Source organism: Salinarimonas soli (assembly GCF_008386575.1).
In the GTDB taxonomy this organism is placed as follows: domain Bacteria; phylum Pseudomonadota; class Alphaproteobacteria; order Rhizobiales; family Beijerinckiaceae; genus Salinarimonas_A; species Salinarimonas_A soli.
The window spans coordinates 72,849-88,877 of sequence record NZ_VUOA01000027.1 but is presented as its reverse complement, the minus strand read 5'-3'; the positions used below and the strand labels follow the sequence as shown (position 1 = coordinate 88,877).

Below are 16,029 nucleotides of genomic sequence, written 5' to 3'. Positions count from 1 at the left end.
GAGGGGAATGCCAGCGACCGGCTCAGCCGTGATCGAGGTCATTCCGCTCCACTGTGGCATTTTGACCGCATGGCCGATGCTCATGACAAAAATCCGCGGTGCTAGGTTGCGGAAGCCTGACATCGGGGCCATCTGCCAGCTGTCGCAGGCGTGCGACAAACCCCGGCCGATGAACATGGCCGGTGGCCTACGGAGTAGATCCCACACGGGGGCAACACCATCACCGCAAACTGTCGATCCAGTCGTAAGGCTGGACGGCGGGGGTGAAGGGTTGCCGGTCTGACGTCGGTCTCCACTCAGGAGATCAACGATGACTACTCCCACCATTCGTCAACGTACCCGTCCCGTATCAGCGTCGCCCTGCGCGTCCACGCCGCTGGGTATCGCCGAAGGTCACTCGGCTGGGACCAGTACGACCCCATCCCTCAAGGTCGTCTATCGTCCGCTTGCTACGCTCCTGCCCTCAGCGCGCAACGCCCGCACCCACTCCAAGCGCCAGGTCCATAAGATCGCTGCCAGCTTGCGCCAGTTCGGCTTTGTCAGCCCGATCCTAATTGACGCTGCCGGTGAGATCATCGCCGGCCATGGACGCCTCGCTGCCGCGCAGGAGATCGGCCTTGCCGAGGTGCCCACCATCTGCCTCGACCACATGAGCGAGGCCGACCGACGCGCCTACCGCATTGCCGATAACCGCCTCGCCGAGCTCGCCGGCTGGGACGAAGAGATCCTGCGCCTCGAGTTCATCGACCTTGCCGCGATCGATCTCGACTTGCCCGAGATCACCGGCTTCGAGACGCCCGAGATCGAGCTCATCGTCGACGGCCCGGCGACAGCCAAGGCGGGCAGGCCCGATCCGCTCGACGAGCTTCCCGCCATCCCTGAGGGGACAGCGGTCACACGGCTCGGCGACACGTGGCAGATGGGCGACCACGCCGCACGCTGCGGCGACGCCCGCAACCCAGCGGACTATGCTGCTCTTATGGCCGGCGAACTCGCCGCCCTCGTGTTCACCGACCCGCCCTACAATGTCGCCGTGGACGGTCATGTCGGCGGGCTCGGCCGCACGAAACATCGCGAGTTCGCCATGGCCTCCGGCGAGATGTCAAAGCCCCAGTTCATCGCCTTCCTGCGTGACGTGTTCGCGTGCATGGCAGACGCCTCGAGCGACGGCTCGATCCACTTCACCTGCATCGACTGGGCCCACCTGCACGAGATGCTTGAGGCGGGGCATGCGGTCTACGACGAGCTCAAGAACATCCTGGTTTGGGCCAAGACCAACGGCGGTATGGGCTCGCTTTACCGCTCCCAGCACGAGCTCATCCCGGTGTGGAAGAAGGGGAGGGCGCCGCATGTCAACAACGTCCAGCTCGGCAAGTACGGCCGCTACCGCACGAACGTGTGGACCTATGCGGGCGTGAACACCTTCCGGCGCGGGCGTATGGAAGAACTGTCGGCCCACCCGACGGTGAAGCCCTGCGCGCTCGTGATGGACGCGATCAAGGACTGCTCCAAGCCGGGTAGCCTCGTGCTCGATCCGTTCGGCGGCAGCGGCACCACGCTGATTGCCGCCCAGAAGACCCGGCGCCGTGCTCGTCTCCTCGAGCTCGATCCGCTCTATGTCGACGTCGTCGTGCGTCGCTGGCAGGCTCTCACAGGCCTTGAGGCACGTCACGCCACGACAGGCCAGACCTTTGCTGCGGTCGCGGCCGAACGGGCCGGTGCGGCGCCAACCCAGGCAGGGGAGGCCCGCCATGACGCGTGAACCGGATTACAAGGTCGGCTACTGCCGTCCTCCGGACCACTCGCGCTTCCAGAAGGGCCGCTCGGGCAACCCGCGTGGGCGTCCCCGCAAGCAGCCACCCCCCGCAGGCGAGAGCGGAGGGCTACGAGAGGCGGCCCACCGTCTCCTCGACACGTCGATGCCGTTCATGCGGGATGGTCGGCGTGTCCACGCAGCGGGGCACGAGGTCGTCGTGCAGCAGCTCTTCAATCTTGCCGTTAAGGGCAACATGGCGGCGATGCGGCTCCTGATCGGGCTCGTCGACAACGACAACATCCCCGGTGCGCCGTGTCCCCAGGACGGGCCGGAGACCCCGGCCGAACCAGGGGACGAGGCCATCATTGCCCGCTTCCTCGCCCGCCGGGGTGGCGGAACGGACGTTGAGGGCGACACCAGGGAAGGCGACGATGAGTGACCGCCGCCGCTTCCTGCAGGCCATCCTGCGCTCCGACCTCGCCGCCTTTGTCGAGAAGTGCTTCAACACCCTCGAGCCCGGCACGGCCTACCACGACAACTGGCACATCCACGCCATTGCCCACGCGCTCACGCGCGTGTGGCGAGGCGAGTGCCGGCGGCTCATCATCAACGTGCCCCCGCGCTCGATGAAGTCGATCACCGTCTCGGTCGCCTTCACGGCCTGGGTGATGGGCCATGCCCCGCACAAGCGCGTCATGGCGGTCTCCTACGCGGCCGAGCTCTCGCGCAAGCTCGGCCTCGATACGCGTACCGTCCTCGAGAGTCCCTGGTTCGGTGAGCTCTTCCCTGCCTTCCAGATCGCGGCCGCCCGCGCCAACGAGGTCGCGACCACCCGGCGGGGCTACCGGCTTGCCGGTTCGGTGACGGGTCCGATCCTCGGGCGGGGCGCAGATCTCATCGTGGTCGACGACCCGATCAAAGGCTTGGCGGCCGCGCTCTCGGCGGCCGAACGGCGCAAAGTGACGGAGTTCTACGACAACACGCTCTATAGCCGCCTTGACGACAAGGTGAACGGAGCCATCGTTATCGTCATGCAGCGCCTGCATGAGGACGACCTCGTTGGGCACGTGCTCGCTAAGGAGGACTGGGAGGTGATCTCGATCCCGGCCATCGCGGTCGAGGACACCGCCTACCGCATCGGCCCGGACGCCGATGATGTTTACCACCGCCGGGCTGGCGATCTCCTCCACCCCGGTCGCGAACCGGCCGAGGTGCTCGAGCGGCTGCGGCGCAATCTGGGCACGCTGAACTTCTCGGCCCAGTACCAGCAGAACCCCATGCCAGCCGGGGGCAACGTGATCCGGCGTGAGTGGCTGCGCCACTATGATGAACGTCCCCATGAGTTCGACCTTGTGGTCACGTCCTGGGACACAGCCTCCACGATTGGCGAGGCCTCGGACTGGTCGGTGGGCACAGTGTGGGGCGCTGTCGGGCAGGAGTACTACTTGCTCGACGTGGTGCGGGGGCGCTGGGAGGTGCCGGATCTGCGCCGGCACATCGTGGGACTTGCCCGCGAGCACCGGGCTGACGTCACGATCATTGAGGACACGGAGCTCGGGCGAGCACTCGTGCAGGACCTGCGGCGAACGGGCGAGCTATATCCCATTCTGCAACCAGCCCGCTTCGACAAGCAGGCACGGCTTCTCGCGCAGGCGGCACGGTTCGAGGCGGGGCAGGTTCGTATACCGCGCGAGACGCCGTGGCTGGGCGGGTACCTGTCCGAGCTGCTCGCCTTCCCCACCGGCCGGCACGACGACCAGGTGGACTCGACAAGCCAAGCACTGCGCTATCTGACAGCCCGCACTCCGGTCGAGCCGCAACGCCCGCAGACCATCAAGCGGCCGCAACGGATCCGCCGAGCGTGACCGCGTCTCGGTGCCGGCAGGCGGCGAGCTAGACAGAGGTGGTCGCGTCTTCGGCTGGACTTAGGCGCTGCAGCAAGCATTGCTGCAAACGCCGGCGCGCAAAGAGCCCGACAGGGTAATCATGCTTCTCAGCGGCGGTGTGCAGGTCGACAGGGAATCGAGGGATCAGAAACGCAACGAGTTGATCTGACCGGTTCGAGGGTGGGTCGGTCACACCCTGAAGGGAGGATGGTGCTCCTGGCCTCGCGTTGCTGCGGGGCTTGCGGCAGTGACGGCGATGGGCCGTCGCACACCGCAACAGGGCACACCCATGAAGCTCAACGATACCCACCTTGTTCTTCTCTCGGCCGCCTCGCAGCGCGACGACGGCTTGGTCGCGCCGCCTGAGACGGTCGCGGCGGCATCGGCCAGCAAGGCTATGGCCGCTCTGCTCGAGGCAGACCTTCTCGCCGAGGTTCCAGTGAGCGCCCAAGCCCCGGCCTGGCGTGAGGATGAGGCGGGCCGGCCCGTGGGCCTGCGTATCACCGCGGCAGGCCTTGGCGCGATCGCGCTCAGCGAGGGTGAGGGGCACGCCGGCGCGGGTGGCCTGGACTGTGCTTTCCCGAGCTGTGAGGAGAGCGGCCGCGCCCGGGGCACGGAGCGGACCGCGCCCTCTGCGGCGAGAGCCGGTACGAAGCGCGCCCTCGTTCTCGACCTGCTCTGCCGGCCGGAGGGTGCGACGCTTGCCGACCTGGCCAGTGCGACGGGGTGGCTGCCCCACACCACCCGAGCGGCCCTGACCGGTCTGCGCCAGGACGGGCATGCGATCACCCGCAGCACCAACGAGGCGGGCCAGTCATTCTACCACATCGAGCCCGCCTCGGCGGCCGCAAGCGAGGGGTGAGCACGATGCAGCTCCCCCCCTCTCTTCAGGAGCACGAGCGCGAGGTGGAGGTGCTGCGGCACCTCTCCCTCGACGAGCTGAAAGCACGCTGGCTGGCGCACAAGGGCGTGCCGCTGCCGAAGTATATGCGACGCGAGCTTATGGCCCGTGCCGTCGCCCATGCCGAGCGCGAGCACCAGGATGGCGGGCTCGATGCAGCAAGCTGCAAGCACCTTGAGGCACTGATGGCCGGCATCGTCCCGAAAGGGGCCGCTCCCGCGAAAGCAGCACCTGCTCGCAAGCTCAAGATGGGTACGCGGCTACTGCGCGAGTGGCAGGGGAGGGTGCACGAGGTGGCGGTCGAGACAGACGGCTTCGTGTGGAACGGTGAGCGCTACGGCTCGCTGTCAGAGATCGCGCGGCTCATCACCGGCACACGCTGGAACGGCTGGACCTTCTTTGGGCTGAAGAACAGGTCCGGTAAGGTGCCGGGCTGCGGCAAGCCTGAAAAGGGCAGGGTGCCCCGGCACGCGAGCGCACGTCGAACTGACGCCCAGACCGGTGCACGCGGGCAGGGGAGGGCGGCTCATGCGTGAGCGTGTCCGGGAACTGCGGTGTGCCGTCTACACCCGCAAATCGAGCGAGGAGGGGCTGGAGCAGGACTTCAACTCGCTCCAGGCGCAACGCGAGGCGTGCGAGGCCTATGTCCTCTCGCAGAGGCACGAGGGCTGGCGCGTGCTGCCTGGCCGCTACGACGATGGTGGCTACTCGGGTGGCAGCATGGACCGGCCGGGCCTCACGGCGCTGTTGGCCGATGTCGCGGCCGGGCGCATCGACGTAGTGGTGGTCTACAAGGTGGACCGGCTCACGCGCTCGCTGACCGACTTTGCCCGGATCGTCGAGGTGTTCGACCGCGCCGGCGTGAGCTTCGTGTCGGTGACGCAGGCCTTCAACACGACCTCCAGCATGGGACGGCTGACCCTTAATGTGCTGCTCTCGTTCGCGCAGTTCGAGCGGGAGGTCACGGGCGAGCGCATCCGCGACAAGATCGCGGCCAGCAAGCGCAAGGGACTGTGGATGGGCGGCCTCGTGCCGCTCGGCTACGAGGCCGCCGGGCGCACGCTCGTAGTCAACGAGGCCGAGGCTACCACGGTGCGGGTCATCTACGAGCGCTACCTTGCGCTGCGCAGCGTCGACGCGCTCGCAGCCGAGCTGGAGGCGCTTGGCCTGCGCACGAAGGTGCGGGCGGGCGCGAGCCGGCGCAATCGGGGTGGGGTGGCGTTCTCGCGCGGGCATCTCTACCGCATCCTCTCGAACCCACTTTATGCCGGGCGTATCCGCCACAAGGGTCAGGTGTACGCGGGTCAGCACCCAGCCATCGTCTCGGACGAGACCTGGGTTGCGGTGCAGGCAGGCTTGCGGGCAAACGGGCACGAGCGGCGGCTTGGCACGCGGGCCGGCAACCCGAGCCCGCTCGCGGGCTTGCTGCGCGACGAGACAGGGCGGGCATTGCGAGCGGTTCATGCCAGCAAGGGCGGGCAGCGGTACCGCTACTATGTCAGCTCGTCGCGAGCTGGTGCGCGGGGGCAGCAGCAAGGAGGGCAGGGCACGGTGTGGCGCCTGCCCGCGGCCGAGATCGAGGGAGCAGTCGAGCGGATCCTGACCGCCTACCTCTCGGACGAGCATGGCCTGTCGGAGAGGTTAGGTACCGGGGGCAGCCTCCATGAGCATCAGCGTGTCCTAACCCGCGCCGCGGAGCTCCGGGCGGAGCTGGCCGGCTCCGACCCGACGCGGCATCGGGCGGCGCTGCTGGCACTTGTCGATCATGTCGGCATCAGAGCTGACGCGATCACGCTCGTGTTGCGACGAGCCGCCTTCGGCTGCACAGATGAGGATGGTGATAAGGGCGCCATCGCCGTCGTGCGAGCTCTGGCTGTGCGCCAGCGTGGGCACGAGGCGCGGCTGGTGATCGAGGGCGATCGGCCGTCCCGGGTGGCCGATCCTGCGCTCACGAAGGCGCTGGCGCAGGCGTACCGCTGGTGGGGTGACCTCGTGGCATGTCGGTATGCGACGATGCGCGATCTGGCCCGGGCCTACGATACGGACGAGCGCTACGTCGCGCGTGTCGTCCCGCTCGCTTTCCTGCCGCGTGACCTGACGCAGGCCATCTTGGTTGGGGAACAGCCGCCCGAGATGACGCTTCGATCGTTGTTTGACATCGTCAGCGCCTGATCCAGCCGACTGTAACCTGCTGTCCTATGATCGAGCCGCGGTCTCGGTTGGAGAGGGTATGAGCCCTGCCGCGTGGCGGTGCGAGGCAATCGGGGATGCGCGGACATCACACAGCGTCGTAGGGGGCCAAAAGCCCGGCAGCAGCAACCAACGCAGCGCCGGGCTTTTTCGCGTCGACGCTCGCCAGGTCTGACTTGGGCGGTTCACGGTTGGCCGGTTCAGTTTGAGCTGGAAGGTGCCATCTCCTGAACCAGCGTGCGCCGGATTCGCATGGGGCATGCTCAATTTGAACCAAGCTGACCCGAGCCTCACTCTGCGCTCTGTGAACGTCGTCTGGCGTGGTATTGAATCGTGCGACATACCAGAGGTGATCCGATGCCGGAGACCCGTTGGCGCATGCTCGCCGTCCTCTTCGGGGCGCGGACCGCGCTCGGGTTTCAGTTCCAGACAATCGCCTCTGCCGCCCCCTTCCTCACAGATCGCCTTGGGATCGGCTTTGCTGAGATCGGAACGCTGATCGGCCTCTATACACTTCCTGGGGTGTTGCTCGCGTTCCCAGGCGGCCTGCTCGTGCGGCGCTTCGGCGACAAACCCCTCTGCTGCACCGGCCTTGGTCTTATGGTGCTTGGTGGGGCAGTTATGGGCCTCGGTGAGGGCTATGCCTCGTTGCTCGCGGGCCGCCTGATCAGCGGGATTGGTGGCGTTTTCCTGGGGCTTGCCGTCACCAAGATGACAACTGACTGGTTTGCCGAGAAGGGGATGGTCACCGCCATGTCCATCCTCCTGACCAGCTGGCCGTTGGGCATCGCCGCCGGACTTTTGGCCTACGCACCATTGGCCCAGGCTCAAGGCTGGCCCTGGGTGATGTATCTCTCCGCAGCAGCGTGTCTCATAGCTCTTGCCTTGATTGCTGCATTTTATCGAGCGCCGCCGGCATCCTCGTCGCCTCAGCTGGCTCCAGCTTCAGGGCTTCCCAAACCTTCCATGTTTGCCCTCCCCCCGCGCGAGCAGATGCGACCAGTCATCGTTGCGGGGTTTGCCTGGGGCACGTTCAATCTCGCGCTGCTCGCTTATTTCAGCTTCGTTCCTCAGTTCCTGGCAGAGCATGGGTTTGGACTGGCCGAGGCTGCATTCGCGACCAGTCTCGTGTTGTGGGTGATGATTGTCTCGATGCCTCTGGGCGGGCACCGCCTTCAACAGAGTGGGCGACCGGACACCGGGGTCATGCTGTTCTCAGTTGCAGCTGGCCTTGTCATGGTGGGCCTGCCGTTTGCGCCCGCAGCTGCGATTGTCTTCGCACTGATCATCGGCTGCTTGCTTGGCCCCCCTCCTGGTGCCCTCCTGGCCATGCCAGGCCGGGTGCTGCGGCCAGAGACCCGTGCTGTCGGTTTCGGTGTGTTCATGACTGTATACAACCTGGTGATGGTCGCTGGGCCCATGCTCCTTGGGGCGTTGCGAAACCAGTTCGGCGCGGTGGCTCCGGTGCTGGTTGGGCCGGCGCTCTTTATGAGCGTTGCGCCTCTGACGCTCTTGTTTCGGAGGCTCCAGCCTTCTCCGGCCGAGACATCGCTATCGAAATGAGAACGTGCGGCCAGGCGACCTCATTCGCGAAAGCGCCATTATGGAACCGCTCAGAAGTGACCCTACAACGCTCCATTGCCAGCGACCGCCCTTCCGCTCCGCGCCCAAGCCGGTCATTGGCACCGACAGGGGCGCTCCCTGTAACCGGACGTTCCCGGTACCAGGTGGAGGTTCACGGTTGTGCCAAGAGCTGTCGTCGGCGCTACGCCGAAGAGCAGAACCTTGGCGGTGCGCAGAGAGCCGCAGTGATAAGAGGCAATTTTCCCGCTGCTCTTCTACGCCCCCTCGGCACCACACCCACGACCGTCAATGCGCGAGTGTGTTTCAAACCCTCTCTCACAATGTGGATTGGCGCGCCTGATCCACCCCCTTTGAAGTGGTCCGCCCTGAGGTATGGCTCGGTGAGCCAGAGGAGGACGGACCGATGTCGCGCAAGAGACACAAGCCTGAGGAGATCGTCGCGAAGCTGCGCCAAGTGGACGTGCTGGTCTCACAAGGCCAGAGCGTAGCGGACGCCGTGCGCTCGATCGGGGTCACCGAAGTGACCTACTACCGCTGGCGCCAAGAGTACGGCGGCCTGAAGTCGGATCAGGTGCGGCGCATGAAGGAGCTTGAGCTCGAGAACCAGCGCCTCAGGAAGGCAGTGGCTGATCTCACGCTCGACAAGCTCATCCTGGCCGAGGCCGCAAAGGGAAACTTCTAAGCCCCGCCCGCCGACGTGCCTGTGTCGAGCACGTGATGCAGACCCTGAACGTCTCCGAGCGCCGGGCCTGTCGCGCGCTCGGCCAGCATCGCTCGACACAGCGCAAGGTGCCGCGGGGCAGAGACGACGAGGAACAACTCACCACCGATCTGATCGAGCTGGCGCGCCGTTATGGCCGGTATGGCTATCGCAAGATCAGCGCGCTGCTGAAAGATGCGGGGTGGCTCGTGAACGACAAGCGGGTCGAGCGAATCTGGCGACGCGAGGGCCTCAAGGTGCCGGCTCGCCAGCCCAAGCGCGGGCGGCTGTGGCTGGCCGACGGCTCGTGCGTGCGGCTGCGGCCCAAGCACCGCGACCATGTCTGGTCCTACGACTTCGTCGAGGACCGCACCCATGACGGCCGCAAGTTCCGGATGCTCAACGTCGTTGATGAGTTCACCCACGAGTGCCTCGCCATCAGGGTGGCTCGCCGGCTCAAGGCTGCGGACGTGATCGACGTGCTCTCGGATCTGTTCATCTTACGTGGGGTGCCGGGCCATGTGCGTTCGGACAACGGGCCGGAGTTCGTGGCCAAGTCCGTTCAGGCCTGGATCACGGCAGTCGGGGCCAAGACGGCCTACATCGCGCCGGGCTCGCCCTGGGAGAACGGGTACGTGGAGTCGTTCAACGCCCGGCTCCGGGACGAGGGGCTGGATGGGGAGATCTTCTACAGCTTGCGGGAGGCCCAGATCGTGATCGAGAGCTGGCGACGACACTTCAACACCGTGCGCCCGCATGCGTCACTCGGCTACCGGCCTCCTGCGCCGGAGGTACTGGTGCCGCGCCAGCCCGCCTGGCCGGCTGCGCCACCCCAGCCGGCTCCACCGGCCCGGCTAGCCGTGGCGCAAAGACCAACCCTGAACTAACATTCCACCAGGACCACTCGGTGGGGGCCGGTCATGGGCATGGTCAACGCGGGTCACATAGGCTGTTCTAGCATGGCTGTATCCTATCTCGCGAAGCGCCGCCCTTAGGCCCGGCATGCGACGCCAGAAGGCTCCAGTTGTTACTCGCGTCAGTGCGGGAACCATGGCGACTATGAAGGATTGCATCCTGCTGAGCGTCAATAAGGAATGCGGCACGCTGACCTTCCGTCTCTGAAAGAGCATGGCCGTCATGGAATTCATCGCATTATACTTTCTCCTTGCTATAGCGGTCGGAATGCTTGCGCAAAAGCGGGGCAGGAATTCAGCCCAATGGTTCTTTATATCCATACTAGTTAGCCCATTGATTTCAGCGATATTTATTCTAGTTCAACCAGATCTGGCGGAAGTCGCGAGATCTCGCCAGAATGAGGCGGATCTCAAGAAATGTCCTCAATGCGCCGAGACAATAAGAAAAGAAGCTGTGGTGTGCAGGTACTGTGGATATAACTTTATGTCAATCGAGCAGAGGCCGTTGCCTACTGGTGCCAGACACGACACGCGAACTTATCGGGGTGTAATTTACGTGATGTATCCTGATGGGCGCATCGCGGCAACCATTGCGGGGCGTGATTACAACTGGAATGATTTTGACGAGTTCAAAGCCTTCGTCGATCCTCAGGCGAAGTAACTGCGGGACGTCCCGCTCCGGCGGCGACTCACTCGCGGCCTGGCTGGCCTTCGAGCAGGCCCAGCCGCATTGCAAGCTCCAACGTCAGATGCCTTGTGTCGCCTTCGTAGAGGTAATCGAGCGTGAGGCCGGGGACGAGCCTCTTGAGACGCCGCGCTTCATAGATGGGCATCCCAACCCGTCCAGTCTCGTAAGCAGACCACCTGGACTGACCGATATCCAGCATCCGGCAGAGGTCCATCTGACTCCAGCCCATGATGTCGCGCATTAGGCGAAGGCGACGGCCTACGTCGGTGAACGGTGCTTCGCTCATGTGCGCTTCCCCCGCCGAAACTCCTCCAGCCGGTAGACGTCCTGCTTGATCTTGTCGGCAGCGGCTTGGCCTCGAATGTCCACGACGCCGCGCTCCTTCCGCCCGTCCTCCATTGTGTTGCCCTCGAAGAACGACTTGCGCTGGTTTGGGCTCATGGCGAGCACGGCGGCAACCTCGCACTCATGCCGCCATTCCTCAGACCAGGTTGAGACCTCGCAGCCAGCGAGATGAGAAAAGGCTTTGTTGTCGCGCATCCCGAGGCCGTACCCAGATTCGCTTGCGTCGGCCTAGAGCACAGGAGCCACACTCCGCCGGAGCCGCCTTTCGCGCGCCGGGATTGCATACTCGCGAGGCGCGTTATATGCGGCAATCGCACTACCGTTGTTTGACACAGTCATTGCCCGGAGGACGAGATGTACGACGAGCCATTCTTTGCGGTGCGGCTGAAGCTGCAGCGAGCGGGCGAGCATATTGATACGCTTGAGCGTGAGGTTGCCGAGTACGTCGCCAGAGGAGTGGATCTTCGCACGGTAGAGACGGGTGAAGCGTGGTCCGTCACATGGCGGATGGAGATCCTAGAAGCTCCCCCAGTCCACTGGCCATCGATCATCGGCGACGCCATCCATAACCTGCGCGCCTCGCTCGATCTGCTCGTGACTGAGGCGATTGCGATTAAAGAGGGAGTAGACTCAGCTACTCTTGAGAAGGTGTCATTCCCCGTCGCGAAGGACGTCATAAAGCTCCAGGACACCCTCGCGGGGAGTGGCGCGCTTAGAGTGGGCAACGCAGTCGTCATCGAGATCGCGAAGTTTCAACCGTTCACCCTCAACGGGAACGAGCTGATTACTGCCATCCATGAATTGGACATCCTGGACAAGCATCGCGCGCTCGTTCCCAGCGCAGGAACGTTCAGGGGTGCGTCATCGGAGAGTGGGTTTGGGTCTCTCAGAGGTATCATGCCTGGAGATTATGCGACGTTCGGCTCACATGCCGATGCCCCCTCGGTACAGGGGATTCCGCCGGGCGTTGGCGACATCGGGATCCCAGTAAGTTTCACGCTCCACTTTCCACGCACGCCGAAGTTCATGCAGCCGGGTGACCTGGCTCTCCCGTTCTCCGGCAGGTCGGTTATCGAGACGCTCAGAGAGGTGTTGACGGAGTATCGGCGTCTGGTCGACGCCGTGGAGGCGGTCGTGCCGTCGAGGCAGTGACCGATCGAGGGTAGGCACTACTCTGCCAAAGCGCTTATTTCACGACTTGGAGGATAACCCGGCCCAGGTCGCTAACGAACGAAAGCGCGTCCTCAACGTCAGCCCTGGTGATCGGCCAACGTTGGCCAGGAAACGACGGGTCGATGTCAGCCTCGTGGGCGATCTTATTACGTCGTTCCACGATCAGCTTCAGCTGCGCTTTGACATCTTGTGGGGTGCGACCCAGGATCGTTGAGACTCCATCCCACAGTTTGACACTCGAGAAGTTCCGGATCGCGTCAGCAATCTTGTCCGGGTGCTGAAACGACAGGTGGCCATGTCGATTTCGGATCTCTACTTCTAAAAGCGACTCTCCGCTCGCTCCGGCCTTGATCTGCTGAGCGCTAGTCATCGTCAGCGTAAAATTCTCGAACGTGCCAGCTGGGGCACGCGCACCCGCCCATATCTCGAGCATGCCAGTGCGCGTGATCTCGTGCACGAAGTGGTCGAGGGCGCTGACAATCAGGACCATCTCGGACCGTAGAATGTCGCTCAGGTCGACCACACTCGTGACTGAATTCGAGAAAACCAGGTGCAGAGCGTGAATGGCTCGAACTCTATCGAGGTTCGCGCAGAAGACGTTGTATGCAGATTTCATTATAGAGAGCTAGAAATGATGCTTATGACGCGATCGGCGGCATTTGCGAAAAGCGTTTTGAAGCGCTCCATGGACTCCTTCGTTGTTCCAAGAACAACGCCAACCTGCTCGATCTGAGCGTCAGTGAGCTCGAACACCGGAACCTGGTGTTCCTGCGACCGGGCGATCAGGGAGTTGAAATCCGACATCTGAAGCATCGGTTCGCTAGGATTGAAGCCCGCAGCTGCGTAAGTTCCCTCATCGAGCATCATGCCAGCTTTTTCGAGGGCAGGAATCAGCCGATCTCGCACGCCATTCTCAATCTGGTCGATCCATTGCTGAAAGGCCTGCGAGGGGACAGAATTACCGCGCGGACGGTATTTCTGCACCACATAACCCATGAACTTGGGCGAGATCTCGGGGAATGGGTATTCAGCTTGCTTCAGAATGGGCAAACTCTTTGCTGCCTCCGACCATGCACGCCACTTCGGTAAAACAGACGATAGCGACTCAATCGCCATCATCGAGAAGTAGTCTGGGTGCATAGGAACGATGAAATAATCGCTCGTCGTAAGAAGGTTTTGATTTACGGCTCCCAGGCTGGGGCTCATGTCGATAAGAACGATGTCGATACCATTCTCGCCAGCGGTCTTGTCGATCAGGTATCGCAGCGATCCGGGGAGGTTCCGGAGCGTCATCACCGAGCCTGAGAGTTCCTGCGCGATCCCGAGCGTCACCTCGTACTCCGCGAGCCCTATGTGGCCAGGCAGAAGGAACAGGTTGTCGTTCCCTGGGACGGTGACGCATTGGACGGCCTGGATCAGCGAAGGCCGCGACTCGAACGCGGGTGCTAGTCCGTCGCGGATATTGCGAGGCTTCCCTCCAAGGGGAGCCAGAACGGTGTCTGCATCCTCAACGCGCTCGAACCCGAGCACCATCCCGGTCAGGTTACACTGCGGGTCGCAGTCAACCAGCATGACCCGCTGCCCCTTTCGGGCCAGCATCCAGCCGAGATTGAACGCCGTGGTCGTTTTGCTAACGCCACCTTTGTGGTTGAAGAGGCTGACGACAACTGCCACGCGATCGCTCCCGTTTGCAGCCGTTTACCACTCAGATGTGGTTGAACGGAAGCCTGCTCGGCATAGCAAGCGACTCCATTCGGGCGATGATGCGTTAATCCCCTCGCTGCCCACGGTGCCAGACCTACGCAGCGCGGCCGGACGCTGATTCAGCGTAGGCCTAAGCGGGCATAGCCGCTCAGTGCCGGGCGAATGTTCGCTCGACCAAGCTCATCACCACAACCGACCTACCGCATTGTCGCCTCTGGTTTCACGAGGTTTTAAGCCGCACATCTTAGAGTGGCGTCACTCTGAAGGATGTGGCACATGGGTAAGATCGCTAAGGGTATCGGCGGCCTCGTCGGGCTGGTCGTGTTCGTCAACCTATTCTCCCCGGCTGACAAAGGTTCGTCGACCGCGAGTACCTCCGCAGCCAAAGCTGTCGACGAGGCTGTGACGGTGGGTAGTTTCAGGTGGTCGAAGGAGGCGTTCGGCTCCGTGATGGAGGCGAGCTTTGTCATCTCCAACCGGAACAACTTCCCGATCAAGGACGCGAAGATCACCTGCATCCACTATGCACCGAGCGGAACAGCGATCGACAGCAACACGCGTGTCATCTACGACCGGGTCCAGGCCGGCGGCTCTCTCGCGGTGAGCAACTTCAATATGGGGTTCATCCATTCACAGGCGACGAGGTCGCGCTGCGAAGTCGAGGACTACCGGCGGGCCTAGATAGGTCAGAGACCAATGCGGGGCCGCGGCGGCAACACAAGTTGGACGGCCGCCAGGGTTGTCTCGTCAGCCGCGTGCAGAATGACCTCGTAGCCTGCCCACGTCAGCTGAGCATCCGCTCCGATTTGTTCGATGATCTCTTTGGAAGCATCGATCCAAGGCACCCACTGTTTCGCCATACGTCCGCAGGGCGTGATGCCCGCCACCCACTGATGCGGGCGATGCGCAAAGACGAACCCGCCCTCGTGGGTAAGCGGGCCTCCAATCTCGTCCGCCCAATCCTCGAGCTGCGGGAGCATCGCGCTCAAGCGATCCGCGCACGTTTCCGGGACCCACAATCCTATCCCGGCCCAGCACGCACCCCACCGCTGAGAGCCGCGCATCCACTTCAGCATCCGTTCGTCACGCCGCATGAGGATCGGGATGACAAGAATGCAGCCCTTCGGGTGAGTGTACCGCCGCACCTCGAGATTAGGCATCAATCCGCACCTCTCGTCTGACACGCGGATCGTACCGGAGCGCCGGCACACCGAGAATGGGCCCACGGGGCGTGGAAAGCGGCAATTTCGCCGTCGCACAGCCCAAGCATGTTCAGATCGATCAATCGGTCTCCTGGAGAAACGTCGCGACGACGAGCCCCTCCGAAGATGGTTCGAGGTCGTCGAACGCCCGGAGCTGATAGACATCAACCGGGATCTGGAGCCCGCGGAGCGCCTTTGCGAGCCGATGCGACCATGCTCGACGCTATCCGCCTGGATGGCCGCGGAGACCTGCGGGCGGCTGTCGGCCACGCCAGTTAGCTAGACACGTACCGAGGAGCCGCCTTTATGAGTCGTCGCCTACCGCGAGCTATCGCTGGAGCGGTCGCTGCGCGCAACTGTCTCTCAGAACGGAGTTTTCCGTGTGGTTCCCCTGCAAAGATCTCCAAAGATCCGGACAAGGGCCTTGTCACTACGGGCAGCCCTATCTTGTTCGTCCGCCCGATCGAACTCTATCTGATTTGTGCAATGTTTCTCACTGGCAGGAAAGTAGATGCATTGTGTCTCGTCACCATGGTTTCCGACCAGCAACCATTTCGCGTCCTTTCTCTCACGAGTTACCCTTCCAGCCACCCTCTCCAAAACTGAGCTGACCTTTTTGATCTCAGAAGCGATGACTCTGCCTAGAAAATAATCTCGATGAGTCGAGTCGGTATTTTCGACGACCGTTGCCGGCCCTCCCCAGAGCATCTTTTGTTCACGAGTTGGCTTCCAATCCAAATCCGTAACGCGAACAACGCAATTTTCCTGATCAAGAACCCGCACCTCCACATGCGGCGAGTCACCAGTGACAATCAAACCGGGTTCACGTTTTACGATTACCGACTCTGCACCGAAACGTATCAAGGTGAGGAGAGCGTCTTCGAGTGGTTGCGCCGTGGCTCCACGCGGCAAGCACGTTCCCCCAAACAGCAGCGTGACTAGAACGTAAGCTCGCGTTGCACCGCGCATATGCTTCCTCCGCCAAT

The 16,029-nt window shown here is 63.3% G+C and carries 17 protein-coding genes; 11 read left to right on the top strand and 6 right to left on the bottom strand.

Annotated features, from left to right (window positions below):
• Window positions 1-376: 376 nt before the first annotated feature.
• The 9 genes from F0L46_RS14965 to F0L46_RS14925 all read left to right on the top strand — a co-directional run bounded on the left by F0L46_RS14965 (window position 377) and on the right by F0L46_RS14925 (window position 10,592).
• Window positions 377-1,762 (top strand): site-specific DNA-methyltransferase, encoded by a 1,386-nt coding sequence (locus F0L46_RS14965; protein ID WP_306461774.1) that lies wholly within the window; start codon window positions 377-379, stop codon window positions 1,760-1,762.
• The gene (locus F0L46_RS26890) at window positions 1,752-2,195 is read left to right on the top strand and encodes a DUF5681 domain-containing protein (RefSeq protein WP_240540006.1); all 444 of its coding nucleotides are present in this window, start codon (window positions 1,752-1,754) and stop codon (window positions 2,193-2,195) included. The genes F0L46_RS14965 and F0L46_RS26890 overlap by 11 nt, the downstream gene beginning before the upstream one ends.
• Window positions 2,188-3,621 carry a phage terminase large subunit gene (terL, locus tag F0L46_RS14955; protein ID WP_149818925.1) on the top strand — a complete coding sequence of 478 codons (1,434 nt, stop codon included), beginning with the start codon at window positions 2,188-2,190 and terminating at the stop codon, window positions 3,619-3,621. The genes F0L46_RS26890 and terL overlap by 8 nt, the downstream gene beginning before the upstream one ends.
• A gap of 310 nt (window positions 3,622-3,931) precedes the next feature.
• On the top strand, window positions 3,932-4,504 hold the full coding sequence (locus F0L46_RS14950) for a DUF3489 domain-containing protein (protein WP_149818923.1): 573 nt from the start codon (window positions 3,932-3,934) through the stop codon (window positions 4,502-4,504).
• A 5-nt stretch (window positions 4,505-4,509) separates the two neighbouring features.
• Window positions 4,510-5,079 carry a DUF2924 domain-containing protein gene (locus F0L46_RS14945; RefSeq protein WP_149818921.1) on the top strand — a complete coding sequence of 190 codons (570 nt, stop codon included), beginning with the start codon at window positions 4,510-4,512 and terminating at the stop codon, window positions 5,077-5,079.
• Window positions 5,072-6,715: a recombinase family protein gene (locus F0L46_RS14940; protein WP_149818919.1), complete on the top strand. Its 1,644-nt coding sequence runs from the start codon at window positions 5,072-5,074 to the stop codon at window positions 6,713-6,715. The genes F0L46_RS14945 and F0L46_RS14940 overlap by 8 nt, the downstream gene beginning before the upstream one ends.
• Window positions 6,716-7,111: 396 nt before the next feature.
• A complete protein-coding gene (locus F0L46_RS14935; RefSeq protein ID WP_188311976.1) occupies window positions 7,112-8,296 on the top strand; it encodes an MFS transporter in 1,185 nt (394 codons plus the stop codon).
• A 424-nt stretch (window positions 8,297-8,720) separates the two neighbouring features.
• Window positions 8,721-9,904, top strand: a protein-coding gene (locus F0L46_RS14930) for an IS3 family transposase (RefSeq protein ID WP_149818915.1) whose coding sequence is annotated in 2 segments (ribosomal slippage) — window positions 8,721-8,985 and window positions 8,985-9,904 — 1,185 coding nt in all. Because the reading frame shifts where the segments join, the coding sequence is not laid out codon by codon here.
• Between the two features lie 250 nt (window positions 9,905-10,154).
• On the top strand, window positions 10,155-10,592 hold the full coding sequence (locus F0L46_RS14925; RefSeq protein WP_188311975.1) for a zinc ribbon domain-containing protein: 438 nt from the start codon (window positions 10,155-10,157) through the stop codon (window positions 10,590-10,592).
• 28 nt (window positions 10,593-10,620) lie between these two features.
• Here F0L46_RS14925 and F0L46_RS14920 read toward each other — a convergent pair whose 3' ends face one another.
• The gene (locus F0L46_RS14920) at window positions 10,621-10,905 is read right to left on the bottom strand and encodes a helix-turn-helix domain-containing protein (RefSeq protein ID WP_149818911.1); all 285 of its coding nucleotides are present in this window, start codon (window positions 10,903-10,905) and stop codon (window positions 10,621-10,623) included.
• Window positions 10,902-11,159, bottom strand: coding sequence for a DUF7696 family protein (locus F0L46_RS14915; RefSeq protein ID WP_149818909.1), 258 nt, complete (start codon window positions 11,157-11,159; stop codon window positions 10,902-10,904). The genes F0L46_RS14920 and F0L46_RS14915 overlap by 4 nt, the downstream gene beginning before the upstream one ends.
• Before the next feature lie 159 nt (window positions 11,160-11,318).
• On the opposite strand from F0L46_RS14915, the gene F0L46_RS14910 reads away from it, so the two are divergent.
• A complete protein-coding gene (locus tag F0L46_RS14910; RefSeq protein ID WP_149818907.1) occupies window positions 11,319-12,116 on the top strand; it encodes a hypothetical protein in 798 nt (265 codons plus the stop codon).
• Window positions 12,117-12,150: 34 nt separating this feature from the next.
• On the opposite strand, the gene F0L46_RS14905 is transcribed toward F0L46_RS14910, so the two are convergent.
• Together F0L46_RS14905 and F0L46_RS14900 are read right to left on the bottom strand one after the other, a co-directional pair.
• Entirely contained in the window at window positions 12,151-12,753 is a 603-nt protein-coding gene (locus F0L46_RS14905; RefSeq protein ID WP_149818905.1) for a HEPN domain-containing protein, read from the bottom strand.
• Complete coding sequence (locus F0L46_RS14900; RefSeq protein ID WP_149818903.1) at window positions 12,753-13,811, bottom strand: ParA family protein; 1,059 nt, start codon at window positions 13,809-13,811, stop codon at window positions 12,753-12,755. Before F0L46_RS14900 ends, F0L46_RS14905 begins: the two co-directional genes overlap by 1 nt.
• 306 nt (window positions 13,812-14,117) lie before the next feature.
• Here F0L46_RS14900 and F0L46_RS14895 point away from each other — a divergent pair, with 306 nt between their 5' ends.
• Window positions 14,118-14,522, top strand: a complete 405-nt coding sequence (locus F0L46_RS14895) for a zinc ribbon domain-containing protein (protein WP_149818901.1) — start codon at window positions 14,118-14,120, stop codon at window positions 14,520-14,522.
• A gap of 5 nt (window positions 14,523-14,527) precedes the next feature.
• On the opposite strand, the gene F0L46_RS14890 is transcribed toward F0L46_RS14895, so the two are convergent.
• Window positions 14,528-15,001: a hypothetical protein gene (locus F0L46_RS14890; protein WP_149818899.1), complete on the bottom strand. Its 474-nt coding sequence runs from the start codon at window positions 14,999-15,001 to the stop codon at window positions 14,528-14,530.
• Between the two features lie 405 nt (window positions 15,002-15,406).
• Window positions 15,407-16,012 (bottom strand): hypothetical protein, encoded by a 606-nt coding sequence (locus F0L46_RS26220; RefSeq protein WP_188311974.1) that lies wholly within the window; start codon window positions 16,010-16,012, stop codon window positions 15,407-15,409.
• Between the last annotated feature and the right edge of the window lie 17 nt (window positions 16,013-16,029).

Bases quoted from the DNA above. Each gene is read 5' to 3' on its own strand.
- F0L46_RS14915 (WP_149818909.1), bottom strand. From the start codon at position 11,159: ATGCGCGACAACAAAGCCTTTTCTCATCTCGCTGGCTGCGAGGTCTCA.
- F0L46_RS14925 (WP_188311975.1), top strand. From the start codon at position 10,155: ATGGAATTCATCGCATTATACTTTCTCCTTGCTATAGCGGTCGGAATG.
- F0L46_RS26220 (WP_188311974.1), bottom strand. From the start codon at position 16,012: ATGCGCGGTGCAACGCGAGCTTACGTTCTAGTCACGCTGCTGTTTGGG.
- F0L46_RS14890 (WP_149818899.1), bottom strand. From the start codon at position 15,001: ATGCCTAATCTCGAGGTGCGGCGGTACACTCACCCGAAGGGCTGCATT.
- terL (WP_149818925.1), top strand. From the start codon at position 2,188: ATGAGTGACCGCCGCCGCTTCCTGCAGGCCATCCTGCGCTCCGACCTC.
- F0L46_RS14910 (WP_149818907.1), top strand. From the start codon at position 11,319: ATGTACGACGAGCCATTCTTTGCGGTGCGGCTGAAGCTGCAGCGAGCG.
- F0L46_RS14945 (WP_149818921.1), top strand. From the start codon at position 4,510: ATGCAGCTCCCCCCCTCTCTTCAGGAGCACGAGCGCGAGGTGGAGGTG.
- F0L46_RS14950 (WP_149818923.1), top strand. From the start codon at position 3,932: ATGAAGCTCAACGATACCCACCTTGTTCTTCTCTCGGCCGCCTCGCAG.
- F0L46_RS14935 (WP_188311976.1), top strand. From the start codon at position 7,112: ATGCTCGCCGTCCTCTTCGGGGCGCGGACCGCGCTCGGGTTTCAGTTC.
- F0L46_RS14895 (WP_149818901.1), top strand. From the start codon at position 14,118: ATGGGTAAGATCGCTAAGGGTATCGGCGGCCTCGTCGGGCTGGTCGTG.
- F0L46_RS14920 (WP_149818911.1), bottom strand. From the start codon at position 10,905: ATGAGCGAAGCACCGTTCACCGACGTAGGCCGTCGCCTTCGCCTAATG.
- F0L46_RS14905 (WP_149818905.1), bottom strand. From the start codon at position 12,753: ATGAAATCTGCATACAACGTCTTCTGCGCGAACCTCGATAGAGTTCGA.
- F0L46_RS14940 (WP_149818919.1), top strand. From the start codon at position 5,072: ATGCGTGAGCGTGTCCGGGAACTGCGGTGTGCCGTCTACACCCGCAAA.
- F0L46_RS26890 (WP_240540006.1), top strand. From the start codon at position 1,752: ATGACGCGTGAACCGGATTACAAGGTCGGCTACTGCCGTCCTCCGGAC.